Consider the following 17,650-nt stretch of genomic DNA (forward strand, 5'->3'; position numbering starts at 1 on the left):
GGGCAGCGGGAGGCCTCCGCGCCGTCGCGGGATTGACCGAGCGTGACGCGCGCGGGAAGCGCGTCGTTGAATGTGCTCGGGTGAGCGGCCGGGTGCTGGTGCACAGGTGATTGCAGGCTACGTGTGTGCCGTTGGATTCGAATATGGGCGCGGAAACCACCCTTTGGGATGAACTCGCTTCAGGTCTCTGTTCATTCACCCTCAGTGCGTAAGTATGTCGGGCGTCGAGGTCGTCGGCGCTCCTGTCCCGGGTGTCGTGTCAGCCGAGGGCGAAGCCGGCGACTGAAAAGTATGTCTCCTGTGGGGGTTTCACCGTGAACAGCTCTGCCTTCAGCCTGCCCGTACGCCGTGCGGCCGCTGTGCTCACCACCACCGCACTGGCCGTCGGTCCCGCGGTCCTCGTCGGCGCGCCTGCCGCCCAGGCCACGGGCGGCGAAGGAAAGGCCGGTGCCGTCGTGCTGCGCGCCGCCCTCGATGTCGATCTGCTCGACAAGACGGCCGATGTCCCGCTCGACGCCTCCCTCAACGAGGTGCACGCACCGGCGAGTGCGGACAAGACCGCGCTGACCGTGAAGGTGGACGGAGTGGACAAGGGCAGGCCGGTCAGCGTGCTGCGTGCCGACGTGGCCAGTGCCCGCGCCACCGTCGACCCGCACAAGGCCGAGGGCTCCGCGAAACTCGTACGCGCCAAGGCCCATGTCCCGGGACTGCCCCTGCTGTCGCTGATCGAGGTCGAACAGGTCACGGCCCGGGCGGTCTGCGCGGCGGGCAAGAAGCCGACAGCCGAGTCGAATCTCCTGGGCACGGTGCGGGTCCTCGGCAAGGAGGCCAGGCTCAGCGCGCGCGGGACGGCGACGGTGGTGGTACCGGGTGTCGGAACGGTGCGACTCGAGCTCTCGAGGGCCAACACCACCTCGCACTCGGCCGCCGCGACTGCGCTCGACCTGAAGGTCTCCGTCAAACCGCTGAAGCGGAACGTCGCCGCGGTCGACGGGCGGGTCACACTCGTCGAGGCCACGTGCGAGCGGCCGAAGGCCGCGCCGGGGCAGGAGGAGCCTGGGGCGGAGAAGCCCGAGACGGAGAAGCCGGAGGTGGAGAAGCCGGAGGCGGAGAAGCCCGGGGCGGCGAACCCTCAGGACGAGGAGCCGGACATCAGCACGCAGACCGGCCCGGTGGGAGAGAAGGAGAACCTCGCCGAGACCGGCGGCAGTTCCACCACGCCCTACGTGGCTGGAGCCGCGGCCTTGCTGATCGCCGGGGGTGCGGGGGCGTTGGTGCTCACCCGTCGGCGGCGCCGGAGCTGACCCGGATCCCGTTGCCGCGCGGGCTCGTGGCTCGGCTCTCGGCAAGCGCCTTCGCCAGCGCCACTGCGAACCGGTCGGTCGTGGCCCGGTCGCGCACCGCCAGCCGCAGCCAGTCGCGTCCGAGGCCCGGGAAGCTGTCGCCGCGGCGGACCGCGAAGCCCAGACCGCGCAGTCGCTCGCGCACCGCAACGGCGTTCGCCAGGCGGATCAGCACGAACGGCCCGGCGGCCGGCTCGCAGACGTGCAGGCCGTCGAACTCGGCCAGCCGGGCCACGAGATGGGCCCGGTCGGCGGCGATGCGGTGCGCGGCGTGCGCGGCTTCGGCGAGCGCCTGCGGCTCGCTGCACGCCTCGGCCGCGGCCAGGGCGGGGCCGGACACCGGCCACAGCGGCTGGGCCCGCTTGAGCGCCGCGATCCGGTCGGGCCCGGCGAGGACGTAGCCGATCCGGAGTCCGGCGAGGCCCCAGGTCTTGGTGAGGCTGCGCAGAACGACCAGACCCGGCAGGTCCGTGTGCCCGGCCAGCGACTCGCGCTCGCCGGGCACCGCGTCCATGAAGGCCTCGTCCACGACGAGGACCCGGCCGGGACGGGCCAGCAGCGCGAGATCCTCGGCGCGGTGCAGCACGGAGGTGGGGTTGGTCGGATTGCCGACCACGACGAGGTCGGCCTCCTCGGGGACGGCTTCCGGCCGGAGTCGGAAGCCGTCCCGTGCGTCCAGCAGGACGCGCTCCACCCGGTGGCCGGCATCCCGCAGGGCGGCCTCCGGTTCGGTGAACTGCGGATGGACGACAACCGGTCGCCGGGCGGTGAACGCCCGTGCCACGAGCACAAACGCCTCCGCCGCCCCCGCCGTCAGCAGCACATGGCCGGGCGGCAGTCCATGCCGTACGGCCACGGCATGGTGTGCGGACCTCGGGTCCGGATAAACGGCGAGATCCTCGAGGGAGGAGGCGATCCGGGCTTTGAGCCAGGCCGGGGGAGTGCCGGCCCGGACGTTGACCGCGAGATCGGTCAAGCCGGCCCCGGCGTCCCGCACTTCGGCGTCGCCATGATGCCGCAGGTCCGGTTCGGGGTGAGCCCCCGGAGCCCCCGGAGTCTCCGGGTCAGCGAGCATGGGCGTGGCCACCGGTGCCGTGGAGATGTCGGGGTCGGTCGTGTTCGGCGACCTGGACGGCCGCGTCGTCCGGGTCGTCCGGGTCGTGGTCCGGCCACGACCCGACCGCCCCGGGTCCGGTACCGGTCGGCGCGATGCGGGGGATCCGGTGCGCATAGCCCTCGCTCTCGACCACTTCGCGGTAGCTCTCCATCACCACGTCGACCAACTCCTCGGCGGGCCAGACGACATCGGCCGACAGCACCTCCACCTCGGGATGGGCCGAAGCCCAGCCCTCCGTCTGCATCCGCACCCGCTCGGGGACGGTGCCGGTCAACAGGACGTACGGCAGCACGACGATCCGGCGCGCGCCGAGCCTGAGGCAACGGTCCAGGCCCGATGGCACATCGGGAGCGGCGAGCGAGAGAAAGGCGGTCTCCACGCCCGCGAAGCCGCGCCCCTCCCACAGCAGCCGGGCGGCCTTGTGCACCTCGGCATTCTGGTGCGGGTCCGTCGAGCCCCGGCCCACCAGCAGCACGGTGGTGTACGCGCGGTCGGCGGGCGTACGCGCATGAGTGCCCAGTGCCTCGTCGAGTCGGCGCTCCAGAACCGTCAGCAGCTTGGGGTGCGGTCCGAGCGGGCGGCCGTACCAACAGGAGACCCCGGGGTGCTGCGCCAACTCCCGGGTGAGCGCAGCCGGGACGTCGCCCTTCGAAGGCCCGAGGATCAGTGGTACGGCGGCGACCTGGCTCACGCCCCGCTCGGCGAGCTCGCACAGCGCCTCCGCCAGCGGTGGTGAGGCGAGCTCGAAGAAGCCCGCGACGGGGAGTTCGGGGTTGCGCCGGCCGAGTTCCCGTACGAAGGCACGGAAGGCCTCGGCCGCAGGCTCGTCGGTGCTGTGGCCGGTGATGAGCAGCGCGGGCGGAGTGGTCACGAGAACTCCTCGGTGCGGGGGGCGGTGGCCGGTGGGGAATGTGGTGGGGGGAGCGGTGCGTCGCGAACAGTCGCGGCGACCGCAGGGCCTCCCTTCCCGTAGACGTTACCGAGGGTTTGCGGTTCGTTCTCGAGTAGGGGCTCTTGGTGCTGCGACGCTTCGGTGCCGCCGTGTTGGCGCCCGCAGGTATCCGGACCCGCCACGATCGGCGCGCGGCTCGGCCGGCGCCGGGCGACGGCCACGGTGGCCATCGCGGGGCGTCCTCTGGGCGCGGACTTCCACTTGGGCACGAGGAGTTCGCCGCCGGGCCCGGCGGCGAGGAGCGCGGCCGCCTCGGCAACACTGGGCGTGCCCGTGGCGGCCAGCGGTGCACCGGACGGGTGGGGCACGTCGACGGCCGCCAGGGCCTGTGCCGGGTACGTCCGCAGCGACAGCCCGAGCCGCTCGGCCGCCTCGACGAGCCCCGGCTCGCCGACCTTGGCATCGACGGTCGCCATCGCGGCGATGGAGCGCAGCGACAGCCCTGCCGAGGCCAGCGCCTCTTCCAGGAGCCCCAGCACCTCGTCGGCGGCGACACCACGGCTCGCCCCAACCCCCGCCGCCAGCGCGGCCGGTGACTCCGCAGGGTGCTCCCCGGGCGGTGCGGCCTGACCGGTGACCTGCAGGGCTGCGGCCTCGTCGGCCGGGGGGGTGCGGGCGGAACGTGTCACCCCACAGGCGTCGTCGCGCATGCGCCACACCTTTCCACGAGCCTCCGGGCCGCGTCCGGTGCACCGGCCCAGTGCACATGGACGTACGAGGCATGCACCCCTTTCTCGACGAATCCTTCGACGCGGCGCTCAGGCACGGCCAGTCCCCAGGCCGGCGCCGCGCCGGCACCCGGCTCGATCACCGTGCGGTGGAACTCATGCCCACGCATGCGCACCCCGGCCGACGCCAGAACGCTGTCCGAGACCGCCACCGCGTCCCGGTAGCCGAGAGTGAGCTGCTCCGACATCCGTGCCTCCGCGTCCAGCACGCCGCACATCGGCCGACCGTCCAGCGACCGCGCGAGATACAGCAGCCCGGCGCACTCCGCCACCACCGGCGCGCCGGACGCGGCCAGCTCTGCGACCGCGGTGCGCAAGGGCTCGTTCGCCGACAACTCCGGGGCGTAGACCTCCGGGAAGCCGCCCCCGATGACCAGTCCCGCGGTCCCCTCGGGCAGTGCCTCGTCCCGCAGCGGATCGAAGGCGACCACCTCCGCGCCGGCGGCGGTCAGCAGCTCCGCATGCTCCGCGTACGAGAAGGTGAACGCGGGACCGCCGGCGAGCGCCACCACGGGCCGGCCCGTCGGGGACGGGCCCGCTGTCGCCTCCCGGAGGGCGGCGACGGGGTCCCACGCCGGACCCGTCAGCGGCGGCGCGCTGCGCGCCAGGGCCAGCAGTGCGTCCAGATCACAGCCCTCGCGCACCCGCGCCGCCAGTGCGGCCACCGCCTCGACCGCCTCCGGACGCCGCTCGGCGACCGGCACCAGACCCAGGTGGCGGGATGGCGTACGGAGCTGCTCGGCGCGTCGCAGGGCGCCGAGCACCGGGACGCCCGACTCGTCCAGCGCCTCGCGCAGCAGCTCTTCGTGCCGCTGCGACCCCACCTTGTTGAGGATCACACCGCCGATCCGAACCTCGGGGTCCCACGAGGCGAAGCCGTGCACCAGCGCTGCCACCGAGCGGGACTGCGAGGACGCGTCGACCACCAGCACCACCGGGGTCCGCAACAGCTTGGCGACATGAGCCGTCGAGGCCAGCTCGCCCTGGCCGGAGACCCCGTCGTAGAGCCCCATCACGCCTTCGATCACCGCGAGGTCAGCACCGGCGGCGCCGTGCAGGAACAGCGGTGCGATCCGCTCGGGCCCGCACAGATACGCGTCCAGGTTGCGGCCCGGCCGCCGGGTGGCGAGCGCGTGATAGCCGGGGTCGATGTAGTCCGGGCCGACCTTGTGCGGCGACACGGTGAGTCTGCGCTCCGCGAAGGCCGCCATCAACCCCGTGGCGACGGTCGTCTTTCCGCTGCCCGAGGCCGGTGCGGCGACGACCAGACGCGGAACGGCGGATCTCACCACTCGATGCCCCTCTGGCCCTTCTGGCCCGCGTCCATCGGGTGCTTGACCTTCGACATGTCCGTGACCAGATCGGCGAAGTCGATCAGCGGCTGAGGGGCGTTGCGGCCGGTGATGACGACGTGCTGCGTCCCCGGGCGGTCCCGCAGCACCGACACCACCTCTGCGACGTCCACCCAGCCCCAGTGCAGCGGGTAGGCGAACTCGTCCAGTACGTAGAAGCCGTACGCCTCGGCGGCCAGATCGCGCTTGACCTGCTCCCAGCCCTCCCGCGCGGCCTCCTCGCTGGAGGCGATGTCCCGCTGGACCCAGGACCAGCCCTCGCCCATCTTGTGCCATGCGACGGTCCCCCCTTCGCCCGAGTCGCCGAGGACGCGCAGCGCACGCTCCTCTCCGACCCGCCACTTCGCCGACTTCACAAACTGAAATACACCGACCGACCACCCTTGGTTCCACGCCCGCAGCGCCATCCCGAAGGCGGCGGTCGACTTCCCTTTACCGATGCCGGTGTGCACCATGACCAGCGGCCGGTTGCGCCGCTGGCGTGTCGTCAGTCCGTCGTTCGGCACGACACTCGGCTGTCCTTGTGGCATTACGCCGCCCTCCTCGTTCCCTGCACATCGCGGACGAGCCCGGCGACGCTGTCCGCCCGCAGCTCGTCCAAGGTCACGGCCGTACCGCCGAGGTCGCGGGCGAGAGCACCGGCCAGCCCGAGACGCACCGGCCCGGACTCGCAGTCCACCACCAGGGAGGCGGTGCCTTCGGCGGCCAGCAGACGCGCGGCGCGTGCCACCGCCGTGAGCGCCTCGCCCTGCGATCCCCGCGCCGCCGGGCCGGCCCCCGGCACCCCCCTACGCCCCGAACCGGGCGCGGTGGCCCGCCCGTCGGTCACGACGACCAGCAGCGGCCGGCGTGCCGGGTCCCGCAGCCGCTCCACCCGCAGTACCTCCCGGGCCTTCAGCAGTCCGGCCGCCAGCGGCGTCCGACCGCCCGTCGGCAGCGACGTCAGGCGCGCCGCGCCCGCCTCGACGGACGACGTGGGCGGCAGCGCCAGCTCCGCGTCCGTGCCACGGAAGGTCACCAGGCCCACCTTGTCGCGGCGCTGGTAGGCGTCCAGCAGCAGGGAGAGCACGGCACCCTTCACCGCACCCATCCGCTTGCGGGCGGCCATCGAGCCCGAGGCGTCCACGAGGAAGAGCACCAGGTTGCCCTCGCGCCCCTCGCGGACGGCCTGCCGCAGATCGTCGCGCCGTACGAGAAGTCCCGGGCCGCGGCGCCCGCGCGTGTGCTGGTGTGGCGCGGCCGCCTGCACGGTGGCCGTCAGATGCAGCCCGGTCAGCGCGCCCCGGGGCCGACGCGCCCCCGTCGTGCGCCCGTACGCCGTACGCCCCCGCGACCGCCGGCCGGCCGCCCCGTCACCCAGACCGGGAACGCTGAACGTCCGGGTCGCGAACGGCTCTCCCGGCGCCACGGCGGACTCGTCGCCACCGCCGGCCCGTCGCCCGCCTTCCTGGGATTCCTGGGCGGCGTCGGCCGCTGCCTCCGGGGCGTGCGGTTCCTGCCGTGCGCCGTCCGGGACTTCCTGCGCGCCGTCCGAGGTTTCCGGCTGCTCGGCCTCGGCCGGAGGTGCCTCGCGCGGTCGGGGAACATCGGGCGCGTCGGGAACATCGGGCGCGTCCGGACCGTCCTGCGGCGGCTGCCCTCCCCCCGGGCCGTCCGGTCCGCCCGGCTCCGGGTCCGGATCGTCGTCCCTGCCGAACTCCTCCAGCGCCTCGTCGAGTTTGTCCTCGTCCAGCCCCGGCGCATCGAAGGGGTTGCGCCGCCGCCGGTGCGGGAGTGCCAGCAGCGCCGCCTGCCGGACGTCCTCCTCCAGCACGTCGGTACGCCCGGCCCAGGCGGCCAGCGCGGTCGCCGTCCGCGCCGTCACGATGTCCGCGCGCATGCCGTCGACCTCGAACGCCGCGCATACGGCCGCGATCCGCCGCAGCGCCCGGTCCCCGAGCCGTACCGCGGGCAGCAGCGCGCGGGCCGCGGCGATCCGTTCGCGCAGCGCCGTCTCCTCATCCGCCCAGCGCGCCGCGAAACCGGCTGGGTCCTCGTCGTACGCGAGCCGCCGCCGGACCACCTCGACCCGCTGGTCCGGCTCCCGCGAGGCGGCGACCTGGACCGTCAGACCGAAGCGGTCGAGCAACTGCGGCCGCAGCTCGCCCTCTTCGGGGTTCATCGTGCCGACGAGCAGGAACCGCGACGCGTGCCGCACCGAGACGCCCTCGCGCTCGACGTACGAGGCCCCCATGGCGGCCGCGTCCAGCAGCAGGTCGACCAGGTGGTCGTGGAGGAGGTTGACCTCGTCCACGTACAGCACACCGCGGTGCGCGTCCGCCAGCAGGCCTGGTTCGAACGCCTTCTTGCCCTCCGACAGCGCTCGCTCGATGTCCAGCGCGCCGACCAGCCGGTCCTCCGAGGCGCCGACCGGCAGTTCGACCATCCGCGCGGCACGGGTGGTGCCCGGGCCGGACTCGTGCGGCCCGTCGGGGCAGGCCGGGTCGGGAGCGGCCGGAGCACAGGAGAAGCGGCAGCCCGGCACGACGTCCACCGAGGGCATCAACGCCGCCAGCGCACGTACTGCCGTCGACTTGGCCGTGCCCTTCTCGCCGCGCACGAGCACACCGCCGACAGCCGGGGAGACCGCGTTGAGGAGCAGCCCCAGCCGCAGGTCGTCCATGCCGACGATCGCGGTGAAGGGGTAGTGCGGAACATGTGCGGTCGTGGTCATGCGGCTTCCATTCCCTCTCTCCCAGCGGCCCGGCGGCCGTGGAGTGCTCCGCTGTCCGAAGCGTTCGTGGCGCGTGTCATGGTGCTCCAGGTGCGATGAAGGGCAGACCGGACGGAACGCCTTGCTCGATCAGCCGCAGCAGACCGTCCGTGTCGGCGTGTTCCTCGATCAGGTCTCCGAGCCGGTCCAGCTGCTCCTCGCGCAGCGCTCCGAACGAGGTGTCCGGGGCCGGGACGAAGCGGCGCCCGGCCGCCTTCGCCACCCGGCGCAGAAAGGCCCGGCGGAAGCCGTCGCTCTCCAGCGAGCCGTGCCAGTGGGTGCCCCAGACGGCCCCCCGCCGGCAACCGTCGAGGAACGCCTCGTCCGCTGCGCCGACATCGGCCACCCCGTGGTGGATCTCGTAGCCCTCGACCCGCTCCCCGAACGCCTCGCCCACCGGCCGCGCGAGGGTCTTCTCGGCCGCGAACCGGACCCGTACCGGCAGCAGTCCGAGCCCGTCCACCGCCCCCGCCCGGGACTCGACCTCGTCCTCGATGCGCTCGCCGAGCATCTGGAAGCCGCCGCAGACGCCCAGCACCGGCCGGCCCTCCGCGGCCCGCCGGAGCACCGCGTCCGCGATGCCGCGCTCGCGCAGCCACGCCAGCGCCCGCACGGTGCCGCGGGTCCCGGGGAGCACGACCAGATCGGCGTCGGCCAGCTCTTCGGGCCGGTCCACGAACCGCACCACCACACCCGGTTCGGCGGCCAGCGCGTCGACGTCGGTGAAGTTGGACATCAGCGGCACGGCGGCGACGGCGACCCGCAGCACGTCCTCGCCGAGCGGCGGAGCGACCGACGACTCCCGGACCGCTCCCCGCATCGAGATGTGCAGCCCGTCCTCCTCGTCGATGCCGAGCCCGTGCGCGAACGGCAGCACGCCGTAGGTGCGCCGCCCGGTCAGCCCGCGCAACATCTCAAGACCCGGCTCCAGCAGGGACGCATCGCCGCGGAACTTGTTGACCAGATACCCGGCGACGAGCGCCTGGTCCTCCCGGCTGAGCAGCGCGGTCGTGCCGAAGAAGGACGCGAAGACGCCGCCCCGGTCGATGTCCCCGACCACCGCGACCGGCAGTTCCGCGGCCCGCGCGAGGCCCATGTTGACGATGTCGGTGCGCCGCAGATTGATCTCGGCCGGGCTCCCCGCTCCTTCGCAGATCACCGCGTCATACCTGCCCCGCAGCTCCTCGAGGCACTCCAGTACGGTGCCGAACAGCTCCTCCTGCCGCCCCTTGTACGGCGTCGTCCCGGCGGATACGGCGTCCGGTTGCGGCGTCGTGGCGGGCCCGGGCCTCCCGGATCCGCCGGTCCCCCCGAAGTACCCGCGGGCGCTCAACTCGCCCACCGGCTTGCCCAGCAGTACGACCTGGCTGCTGCGGTCGCCGCCCGGCTTGAGCAGCACGGGGTTCATCAGCGCCGTCGGTTCGATTCGCGCGGCCGCCGCCTGCATGGCCTGCGCCCGGCCGATCTCCGCACCTTCCCGTGTCACAAAGGAGTTCAGTGACATGTTCTGTGCCTTGAACGGCGCGACGGAGATGCCCTTGCGGGCCAGCCACCGGCAGATCCCCGCCGTGACGACGCTCTTCCCGGCGTCGGACGTGGTCCCCGCAACCAGCAGACCGCCGCCGCGGCGACCACGGACCTTCCCTCCAGCTACTGCTGGGAGATGCCCCCAGCTCATACGCTCCCCTCCCCAGCGGGTGACGTGCCCCTACCCGCGGGGCGCGCGGCGCGTTCCGTCAGGCGGCCCACGATCAGGCGTCCGGCGGCGCACGCCGCCAGTGCGAGCAGACTGACGCGCCGTGACAGTCGCACCGCGCGCTCGATGTCCGGGGTGTCCACCGGCCGGTTCTCCGCACCAAGTACGGGCCGGTGTTCGACCCGGCCGCCGTAGGCGAGGGTGCCGCCCAGGCGGACGCCCAGCGCTCCCGCGAACGCGGACTCGACCGGCCCGGCGTTGGGGCTCGGGTGCTCGCGCGCGTCTCGGCGCAACACCCGCCCGGCTCCTCGCCGGTCCGGCCCGGCCAGCACCGTCAACACGGCCGTGAGCCGCGAACCCGGATAGCCCACCACGTCGTCGAGCCGGGCCGAGGCCCAGCCGAAACGGCGGTGGCGAGGCGATTTGTGGCCCACCATGGCGTCCAGCGTGTTGACGGCGCGGAAGCCGGCCAGGCCCGGCACTCCCGCGACGGCGCCCCACACCAGCGCGCCGACGACGGCGTCGGAGGTGTTCTCGGCCACCGACTCCACGACGGCCCGTGCGATCTGCTGCTCGTCGAGGGACTGGGGATCCCGGCCGCACAGGTGCGGCAGCCGCTCGCGCGCCGCTTCGATGTCCTCCGCGGCCAGCGCGGCGCCGATGGCCCGTGCCTCACGCCCCAGGGATGTGCCGCCCAGCACCGCCCAGGTGGCGACCGCCGTCAGCGAGGCCACCGCCGCGGGGGAACGGCGTACGGCGCGCTGCAGCCCGGCGGCGACCGCCACCGCGCCGCCCGCGCAGACGGCGGCGTACAGCGCCCCGTACCCGCGGTGGTCGTGCCACAGTCGGCGCTCCGCGGCGGCCGCGGCGCGCCCGAACGCGGCAACGGGGTGCCCGCGCCGGGGGTCGCCCACGACGAGGTCGCAGACGAAGCCGAGCGCGGCGCCGCACACGAATGAGGTGTGTTCGGCAGGCATCGGCTCAGACCGCCGTCGTGCCTCGGCGTGGACACCGCGTCGTGCCGCGGCGTGGACAACGACCACGGGATGACGTACGGACGGCTTGTGACGTGCGGCGGCAGCCCGGCATGGCGACATGTCCTCACTCAGGGTCCGCGCCCTGGCTCGACGTACCGGCGGTGAGAGTCTCCTGGCTCCCGGATCGGCGCTCACGAGGCGCGCCAACAGGGCTCACGGCGTCACGGGTCGATGGCCCTCGCCCGGCTCTGCGTTGTGCTCGTCGCGCGCAGCATCGCTGCCGCTGCCCCCGGGACTTCGGCCGGGGGACCTCCACAACGCCGTACCGGACTTGGTCTCGACCCGCTCCTTCATCCGTGTTCCCGGTCGGTGCGCCCCTCCCCGGCCTTCCAGCCCGCAGGACGGGCCGTGACGTATCGGGTGGGGGAGCGCTCCTCGGTGACAGTGGCGGGACCGCGCCGGATTCGCACCGGCTTCCTCTCCTGCCGCCGTTTGGCGTCGGCAGTCCACCACGCCCCGCGAAGGCCCGTCAACTTGCCTGTGACCTGCGAGAGGAGAGTGTGCCCAGACACACAACGACGGCCCGCGGGGTGGGAGACACGGGTGGTGTCTCCCGCCCCGCGGGCCGTGGCCCCGGATCCGTCGTCAGGCGACGATCAGGTGGAAGCCGTACGCGATGGCGGCCGCGCACAGCGCGAAGCAGGCGTATCCGCCGGTGCGCGCAAGCAGCGTGGCGGCACCGGTCGCGGCGCTCGTGCCGGTCGTGTCGGCACTGCCGTCGGTGTGTGGCCGTGGCTTGCGAGAGGTGCCGACGATGCCGAGGGTGAACAGACCCACGACCCCGACGGTCACCACGAGGCTGACGCCGAAGACCTGGCCGAGTGCTACCCAGTCGATGTTCATGAAAGGAGGGTTCCTTAGCTAGGCCGTGACCTGGACGGTGGCGGGCTGGGACTCGCCGACGGGGTCGGGCTCGGCGCGCTCGTCGGGCTCGGCGGAGACCGGGGCGCCGACGGGGGGCGGGGAGACCGCCTGGATGGCGGCGGTGACGACACCCGCGGGCTCCACGTCGTTGACGTTGGTGTGATCGACCGGCTTGCGCCGCGAGGCAATCCAGATCGCGGCGCAGGCGACGAGGGCCAGCACGGCGACGGCGGTGACGCCCGCTGTGCCCTGCTGTGCCAGCAGGGCGGCGGCGCCGCCGACCAGCCCGGCGGCCGGCAGGGTCAGACCCCAGGCGGCGATCATCCGGCCCGCGGTCGACCAGCGCACCACAGAGCCCTTGCGGCCCAGGCCCGCGCCCATCACCGAGCCGGAGCAGACCTGGGTGGTGGAGAGTGCGAAGCCGAGGTGGGAGGAGGCCAGGATGGTCACCGCGGCGCCGGTCTGGGCGGCGAAGCCCTGCGGCGGCTGGATGTCGGTGAGGCCCTTGCCCATGGTGCGGATGATCCGCCAGCCACCCAGGTACGTACCGAGGGCGATGGCTATGCCGGCCGAGGCGATGACCCACAGCGGCGGGTCGGCGTCCGGGGCCAGCGCGCCGCCGGTGATCAGCGCCAGCGTCATCACACCCATGGTCTTCTGCGCGTCGTTGGTGCCGTGGGCCAGGGAGACCAGGGCGGCGGAGGTGATCTGGCCGGCTCGGTAGCCCTTGGCGGTGGCCTCCGGGTCCGCGTGCCGGGCCGCGCGGTAGGTGAACCGGGTGGCCAGCATGGAGGCGAGGCCGGCGACGACCGGCGCGGCGAGGGCCGGGATGAGGATCTTCATGACGACCTCGTCGCCATGGACGGCACCGAAGCCGACCGAGGCGACGGTGGCACCGATCAGGCCTCCGAAGAGGGCGTGCGAGGAACTCGAGGGGAGGCCGGCGAGCCAGGTCAGCAGATTCCAGACGATCGCGCCCACCAGACCCGCGAAGATCACTTCGGGCTGGATCCCGGTTTCGTCGATGATGCCCTTGGAGATCGTCGCGGCGACCTCCACGGAGAGGAACGCGCCGACGAGGTTGAGGACCGCCGACATCGCCACCGCCGTCTTGGGCCTGAGAGCCCCGGTGGAGATGGTGGTGGCCATGGCGTTGGCGGTGTCGTGGAAGCCGTTCGTAAAGTCGAACACCAAGGCCGTGATGATCACGATCCCGATGAGAAGCGTGATGTGTTCCATTCACCCAGGCAATCAGTTCGAAGGTCAGTGGCGTTGCGACCGTAGGGACACGGGGTGAACGGAAAGTTAACGGGAGGGGGTGTCCAGGTGCTGCTATGTGCCGGGGTCCGTACAGGCCGCGATGGAAGGATGCGTTCCGGCCCCAGGGCGGGGGTGCCCGCCTGGATCTCGTTCCTGCCCGGTGCCCTCGCTCCGCCACCCGGCTGTGGTGCAGATCACCGGCCGCCGTTCAGGTCTGCCGGATACCTGTCGCTGAACCCCGTGCTCCATGCCACCCCTTCCGGCCGGGTCGTGTCGCGCGCTCGAGCCGCAGGCACTCCTGACAGGTCCGGGCACACCGGGGCCTGTCAGGATCGGCAGCGGAGGTGAGGACACATGGGTGAGGACATGGCGGAGCGAACCCCATCGGCGTCCCGTGGGCCCCAAGAGTCCCGACAGCCGTCTGAGGACCTGGTACCGGCCTGGGCCGAACTGGTGGCCACGGCGCGTCGGACCGTCGCCGACGGTCTGGTGGTCGGCACCTCGGGCAACGTCTCGGTGCGTGTCGGCGACACCGTGCTGGTCACCCCGACCGGCGTCGCGTACGACCGGTTGGCCCCGCACGACGTGGTCGGCGTCGACCTCGACGGGCGCCAGGTCCTCGGCGAGCTGAAGCCCACCAGCGAGCTGCCGATGCACCTGGCGGTCTACCGCGGCACCGACGCTGCGGCGGTCGTCCACACCCACGCCGTCCATGCCACGGCGGTCTCCACCATCGTCGACGAGCTGCCGCTCATCCACTACATGGCGGCGGCGCTCGGAGGTCCCGTACGCGTCGCCGGCTACGCCCTGTACGGCAGCGACGAGTTGGCCGGGAACGTGCTGAGCGCGCTCCGTGACCGCAGCGCATGTCTGCTCCAGAACCACGGCACCGTGGCGTACGGCAGCACGCTCGACCAGGCTTACGACCGCACGGCTCAGCTGGAGTGGATGTGCCGGGTCTGGCTCGCCGCGAGCTCCGTGCCGGGGCACACTCCGCGCCTGCTGTCCCGGCGTCAACTGCGGGCCGTGGCGGAGCGGCTGCGCGGCTACGGACAGCGCAGCTGACACCGAGTCGGCTGCCCGTCGCCTGCGCTCGGCCGCCCCGTGGGCGAGGGCGCGCGAACCGGTCACCCGGCCGCGTCCGCCCACTGGCCCGGGTCTTCGCCCCCGCCCACACTGGGGAGGATGCGCCTGCGTACAGCTGCGGCCTCGGCCGTCATCACCGTGCTCGGTGCCGGCGCGGCCGCTGTGGCGGCCGGGCGGTACGCCAGTGACGCTGCCCTCAAGCCCTCGCGTCAGCGGCCGTTCCCCTCCGATCCCCAGCTGACCGTCCACGAGGTCGCCGCCGGACACATCGGCCTGACGCGCAGCCTGGCTTCCCTGCGGCCCGGCACGTACGGCCTGACCGGTGACGAAGGACATGCGATCGTCGGGCCCGTGCTGGATACGACGCCACACCCTCCCGACGTGGTCGTCCGCCGCCTCGAACGGGTCACGCACGGCGCGCTCCGGCCGGGAGCCAGGATGTGGCTCACCCCGCAGCTGCACATCGGCAATCCGCGGGACGCGCTCGGCCTCGACCACGCGGACGTGGACGTGCCGGGTGAACTCGGCCTGCTTCCCGCGTGGTTCGTGCCCGGTGCGCGCGAAACCTGGGTGATCACTGTGCACGGCCTCGGCACCAGCCGCGAACACCCCATGGTCGTCATGCCCTTCCTCCAGCGGTGCGGCGTCCCGGTGCTGGATCTCGCCTACCGCGGCGACCTCGGCGCGCCGCGCCTCCCGGACGGCATCGGCCACCTCGGTGCCACGGAGTGGCGCGACCTGGACGCGGCGATCCGCTACGCGGTGCGGTACGGCGCGGAGTCCGTCGTGCTGTACGGCTGGTCCACGGGCGCCACCATGGCCCTGCACGCCGCCGCAGAGTCCGCGCTGCGGAGGCGGATCACCGGGATCGTGCTCGACTCGCCGGTCCTCGACTGGCGGGCGACCGTACGGGCGCTCACCGCCGCCGACGGCTCGCCCGCGGTGCTGCTGCCGCTGGCCGTACGCGCCGTGCAGGGGCGCACCGGTCTGGGCGGCACCGGTCTGCCCGAGGCGTCCGATCCGGACAGACTGGCCGTTCCCACGCTCCTGCTGCACGGTCCGGACGACGCGATCGCGCCCTGGGGCGCCTCCAGGGCGCTCGCCGATCGCCGCCCGGATCTGGTCACGCTGCACACGGTGGAGCACGCACCGCACGGCGCCATGTGGAACGCGGCGCCGGACTCCTACGAGGAAGCCCTGCGCCGCTTCCTGACCCCCCTGCTGTAGCCCAGGGCGCCCCGCCGTCCACCGCGCCTACGGCGCGGTCTGTTCCCACCTGCCCGCCCTTGAAAGGCCGGGCAGGTGGGGAAAACCTCCGGCGCGAGGCGCCGGGCGCGGAACCGACGGCAGTCGGGGGCTGGGGCAGTGCGGAATCCGCGCGTGGGGGCACCTCCCTGGGGGTACCACCCAGCGTTAGCTGGGGGAGGTAGCTGGGGGAGGATCCCGATTGGGCTTTCGGGGCGTCAGCGGGAAGACTGCTTCCCGTGACGTCCCGTACCCCACGCGACTCCCGGCTCCGCCTTGTCCCCCGACGACCGATCGTCGCCGCCCGCCGGGCTGTGACGAGCCGACGTGCCCGGCCCGCGCCCCGCCCTCCGGCGGGCACCCCGCCGCGCGCCGAGCTGGCCGACCGGGCGAGGGAAGGCCTCGCGGGCGCCGTACGGATCGCCCGCTGGGCCGATGCGGAGCGGGCCCGCGGCAACCAGCTGCGCCCCGCGGGCACCGGCGCGCTCGACGCCGAAGCCGCCGAAAGGGCGGCCGTCGCACTGAAACTGACGCCGTGCCAGGTCCGAGCCGACTGGGACCGGGCACGGCTCGCCGGTCTCGTCGAGCTGCACTGCGGCACCGCCCGCCCCGGCTGGCGGCTGCGGGCATGGGACCGCGACGACAGCGCCGCGCTGCGCGGCTGGGTCGCCCTCTTCGACGCCTGGTCCCTGGCCCACCCCGCGCCCGCCGCCTTCGCGCCTACCTCGGTCGGAGAAGTCGTCGAGGCCGTGCCCCAACTCCTCTCCCTGCTCCAGCTCTCCGCCGGACCGGTTCCGGTCTCCGCGCTGCTGGACATGCTCGAACAGCGCGTCGCCGAGCTGCGCACCGAGCGCTGCGAGGTCCCGTTCGGTCCGGACGGGAGTGCGTCGGGGGACGTACCGACCGTCGACGGGCCCCCGCCCGTCGCGCTGCTCGACTGGGCGCTCGACGCCCTCGCCTCGGTCGGGGCGCTGACGCTCGACGACGGCCAGGCCACCCTCACCCCACTGGGGAACTGGGCCGTCTGGGTCAAGCTCGAGCAGATCTGCGTCGCCGCCCAGAGCCCCGTCGGCAACATCGAGCAGTCGGCCGAGGACATGCTCCGCGGCTGCTCCCGGCTCACCCCGGGACCGGCGCGCGACGAGTACCGCGCCTGGCTGGCGGCCCGCCCGGTCGGCAGCGCCGTCACCGAACTCCTCGACGCGGCCCGGGGCGAGGACGCGTTGCTGCGCGGTCTCGCCTTCGAGGCGCTGCGCGTCGTCGGCGCGCCCGCCGAACCCGCCGTGCGCGCGGTGGCCGACGAGCCCGGCCTGCGGCCCTACGCACTGCTCTGGCTGGCGGAGTTGGAGGGCGGCGACCCCGAGGCGACTCTGGAGGTGCTCACCCGCGAAGAGGCCACCTGGCTGTGGGTGGACACCGCTGCCGCTGTCGCCGACCACGGCGAGGGGCCGCTGCTCGTACGCCACCTCGAGACGGCGGTGCAGGGAACCGTTCCCGCGCTGCTCAACGAGGTACGTGCCGTCGGTCATCCCCGAACCGTTCAGGTACTCGTGGCCCTGGCGGCCGCGCACCCCGACCCGGCGCTTGCCAAGGCCGTGCGCCGCGCGGCCTTCCAGGTCCACACCGGAGAAGCGTAGGGATAGCCCCGCCGGGCGCCTCGCGGCCGATCGCCACCCGCTGGGGGCCGTCTCCCGGATGGTCCGCTGCCCACCGTGGCTCACGCGACCACGCTGGTGTTCCCGGGGCACCCGGCGGCTCGGCCACTCGCGCTCGGAGCCCTCCGGGGAGTCCCCTACGCGGAGCCGCCCGCAGGAGCGTACGTACCGAAGCTCCACACGTTGCCCTCGGCGTCCCGCGCCATGTAGTCCCGTGAGCCGTAGTCCTGGTCGGTCGGCGGCATGAGGATCTTGACGCCGTGCGCCGCGGCCTTCCGGTAGTGCGCGTCGACGTCTTCGACGACCACATAGATCCCCGCGGGACCGCCCTCTCCCATGGCCTCGGCGAACACCCCCGCCCTGCCCTTCGACCCGAGCATCACCACGCCGTTGCCGTAACTGAGCTCGGCGTGGGTCACCATGTCGCCCTCGCCCGTGTACACCGCGTCGGCCGTGAAGCCGAACGCCTCCGTGAGCAGTTTGATGGCCGCCTGTGCGTCGGCGTACAGCAGGGTCGGGTAGACGGTCGGCCGGTCGGTGCCGGTACGCGTCATGACGTTCAC

At 73.4% G+C, this 17,650-nt stretch carries 14 protein-coding genes, 1 pseudogene and 1 riboswitch; of the genes and pseudogenes, 4 read left to right on the forward strand and 11 right to left on the reverse strand.

What is annotated here, in order from left to right:
- Positions 1-314 precede the first annotated feature (314 nt).
- Entirely contained in the window at positions 315-1,304 is a 990-nt protein-coding gene (locus ACTWQI_RS10830; RefSeq protein WP_443269568.1) for an SCO1860 family LAETG-anchored protein, read from the forward strand.
- Here ACTWQI_RS10830 and cobC read toward each other — a convergent pair.
- The 10 genes and pseudogenes from cobC to ACTWQI_RS10880 form a co-directional block, all read right to left on the reverse strand.
- Positions 1,279-2,418 carry an Rv2231c family pyridoxal phosphate-dependent protein CobC gene (gene cobC, locus ACTWQI_RS10835; protein WP_443269569.1) on the reverse strand — a complete coding sequence of 380 codons (1,140 nt, stop codon included), beginning with the start codon at positions 2,416-2,418 and terminating at the stop codon, positions 1,279-1,281. The genes ACTWQI_RS10830 and cobC overlap by 26 nt on opposite strands.
- Positions 2,408-3,331, reverse strand: a complete 924-nt coding sequence (locus ACTWQI_RS10840; RefSeq protein ID WP_443269570.1) for a sirohydrochlorin chelatase — start codon at positions 3,329-3,331, stop codon at positions 2,408-2,410. Before ACTWQI_RS10840 ends, cobC begins: the two co-directional genes overlap by 11 nt.
- Before the next feature lie 194 nt (positions 3,332-3,525).
- Positions 3,526-3,936 (reverse strand): annotated as a pseudogene (locus tag ACTWQI_RS10845) (cobalamin biosynthesis protein); the annotation flags it as partial.
- 101 nt (positions 3,937-4,037) lie between these two features.
- Complete coding sequence (locus tag ACTWQI_RS10850) at positions 4,038-5,432, reverse strand: cobyrinate a,c-diamide synthase (protein WP_443269571.1); 1,395 nt, start codon at positions 5,430-5,432, stop codon at positions 4,038-4,040.
- Entirely contained in the window at positions 5,426-6,022 is a 597-nt protein-coding gene (cobO, locus tag ACTWQI_RS10855) for a cob(I)yrinic acid a,c-diamide adenosyltransferase (RefSeq protein ID WP_443269572.1), read from the reverse strand. The genes ACTWQI_RS10850 and cobO overlap by 7 nt, the downstream gene beginning before the upstream one ends.
- Positions 6,022-8,205, reverse strand: coding sequence for a putative cobaltochelatase (locus ACTWQI_RS10860; protein ID WP_443269573.1), 2,184 nt, complete (start codon positions 8,203-8,205; stop codon positions 6,022-6,024). Before ACTWQI_RS10860 ends, cobO begins: the two co-directional genes overlap by 1 nt.
- 76 nt (positions 8,206-8,281) lie before the next feature.
- A complete protein-coding gene (locus ACTWQI_RS10865; RefSeq protein ID WP_443269574.1) occupies positions 8,282-9,922 on the reverse strand; it encodes a cobyric acid synthase in 1,641 nt (546 codons plus the stop codon).
- Entirely contained in the window at positions 9,919-10,917 is a 999-nt protein-coding gene (locus ACTWQI_RS10870) for a cobalamin biosynthesis protein (RefSeq protein ID WP_443269575.1), read from the reverse strand. Before ACTWQI_RS10870 ends, ACTWQI_RS10865 begins: the two co-directional genes overlap by 4 nt.
- A gap of 351 nt (positions 10,918-11,268) precedes the next feature.
- Positions 11,269-11,394, reverse strand: a riboswitch (cobalamin riboswitch).
- 168 nt (positions 11,395-11,562) lie between these two features.
- Positions 11,563-11,820, reverse strand: coding sequence for a hypothetical protein (locus tag ACTWQI_RS10875; RefSeq protein WP_443269576.1), 258 nt, complete (start codon positions 11,818-11,820; stop codon positions 11,563-11,565).
- 18 nt (positions 11,821-11,838) lie between these two features.
- Positions 11,839-13,080 carry an inorganic phosphate transporter gene (locus ACTWQI_RS10880; RefSeq protein WP_443269577.1) on the reverse strand — a complete coding sequence of 414 codons (1,242 nt, stop codon included), beginning with the start codon at positions 13,078-13,080 and terminating at the stop codon, positions 11,839-11,841.
- 375 nt (positions 13,081-13,455) lie between these two features.
- Here ACTWQI_RS10880 and ACTWQI_RS10885 point away from each other — a divergent pair, with 375 nt between their 5' ends.
- From ACTWQI_RS10885 to ACTWQI_RS10895, 3 genes are all read left to right on the forward strand, one after another.
- Positions 13,456-14,166, forward strand: a complete 711-nt coding sequence (locus ACTWQI_RS10885; protein WP_443269578.1) for a class II aldolase/adducin family protein — start codon at positions 13,456-13,458, stop codon at positions 14,164-14,166.
- A gap of 120 nt (positions 14,167-14,286) precedes the next feature.
- Complete coding sequence (locus ACTWQI_RS10890; RefSeq protein WP_443269579.1) at positions 14,287-15,414, forward strand: alpha/beta hydrolase family protein; 1,128 nt, start codon at positions 14,287-14,289, stop codon at positions 15,412-15,414.
- 257 nt (positions 15,415-15,671) lie between these two features.
- Positions 15,672-17,069, forward strand: a complete 1,398-nt coding sequence (locus ACTWQI_RS10895; protein WP_443269580.1) for a hypothetical protein — start codon at positions 15,672-15,674, stop codon at positions 17,067-17,069.
- A gap of 155 nt (positions 17,070-17,224) precedes the next feature.
- Here ACTWQI_RS10895 and ACTWQI_RS10900 read toward each other — a convergent pair whose 3' ends face one another.
- Positions 17,225-17,641 (reverse strand): VOC family protein, encoded by a 417-nt coding sequence (locus tag ACTWQI_RS10900; RefSeq protein ID WP_443269581.1) that lies wholly within the window; start codon positions 17,639-17,641, stop codon positions 17,225-17,227.
- Between the last annotated feature and the right edge of the window lie 9 nt (positions 17,642-17,650).

Origin of the sequence: Streptomyces sp. KR80 (assembly GCF_052245555.1) — a bacterium.
GTDB lineage: Bacteria > Actinomycetota > Actinomycetes > Streptomycetales > Streptomycetaceae > Streptomyces.

What these genes read in the sequence shown, in the direction of transcription:
- ACTWQI_RS10880 (WP_443269577.1), bottom strand. Translation starts at nt 13,080, where the DNA reads ATGGAACACATCACGCTTCTCATCGGGATCGTGATCATCACGGCCTTG.
- ACTWQI_RS10885 (WP_443269578.1), top strand. Translation starts at nt 13,456, where the DNA reads ATGGGTGAGGACATGGCGGAGCGAACCCCATCGGCGTCCCGTGGGCCC.
- cobC (WP_443269569.1), bottom strand. Translation starts at nt 2,418, where the DNA reads ATGCTCGCTGACCCGGAGACTCCGGGGGCTCCGGGGGCTCACCCCGAA.
- ACTWQI_RS10890 (WP_443269579.1), top strand. Translation starts at nt 14,287, where the DNA reads ATGCGCCTGCGTACAGCTGCGGCCTCGGCCGTCATCACCGTGCTCGGT.
- ACTWQI_RS10875 (WP_443269576.1), bottom strand. Translation starts at nt 11,820, where the DNA reads ATGAACATCGACTGGGTAGCACTCGGCCAGGTCTTCGGCGTCAGCCTC.
- ACTWQI_RS10870 (WP_443269575.1), bottom strand. Translation starts at nt 10,917, where the DNA reads ATGCCTGCCGAACACACCTCATTCGTGTGCGGCGCCGCGCTCGGCTTC.
- ACTWQI_RS10900 (WP_443269581.1), bottom strand. Translation starts at nt 17,641, where the DNA reads ATGACGCGTACCGGCACCGACCGGCCGACCGTCTACCCGACCCTGCTG.
- ACTWQI_RS10865 (WP_443269574.1), bottom strand. Translation starts at nt 9,922, where the DNA reads ATGAGCTGGGGGCATCTCCCAGCAGTAGCTGGAGGGAAGGTCCGTGGT.
- ACTWQI_RS10860 (WP_443269573.1), bottom strand. Translation starts at nt 8,205, where the DNA reads ATGACCACGACCGCACATGTTCCGCACTACCCCTTCACCGCGATCGTC.
- cobO (WP_443269572.1), bottom strand. Translation starts at nt 6,022, where the DNA reads ATGCCACAAGGACAGCCGAGTGTCGTGCCGAACGACGGACTGACGACA.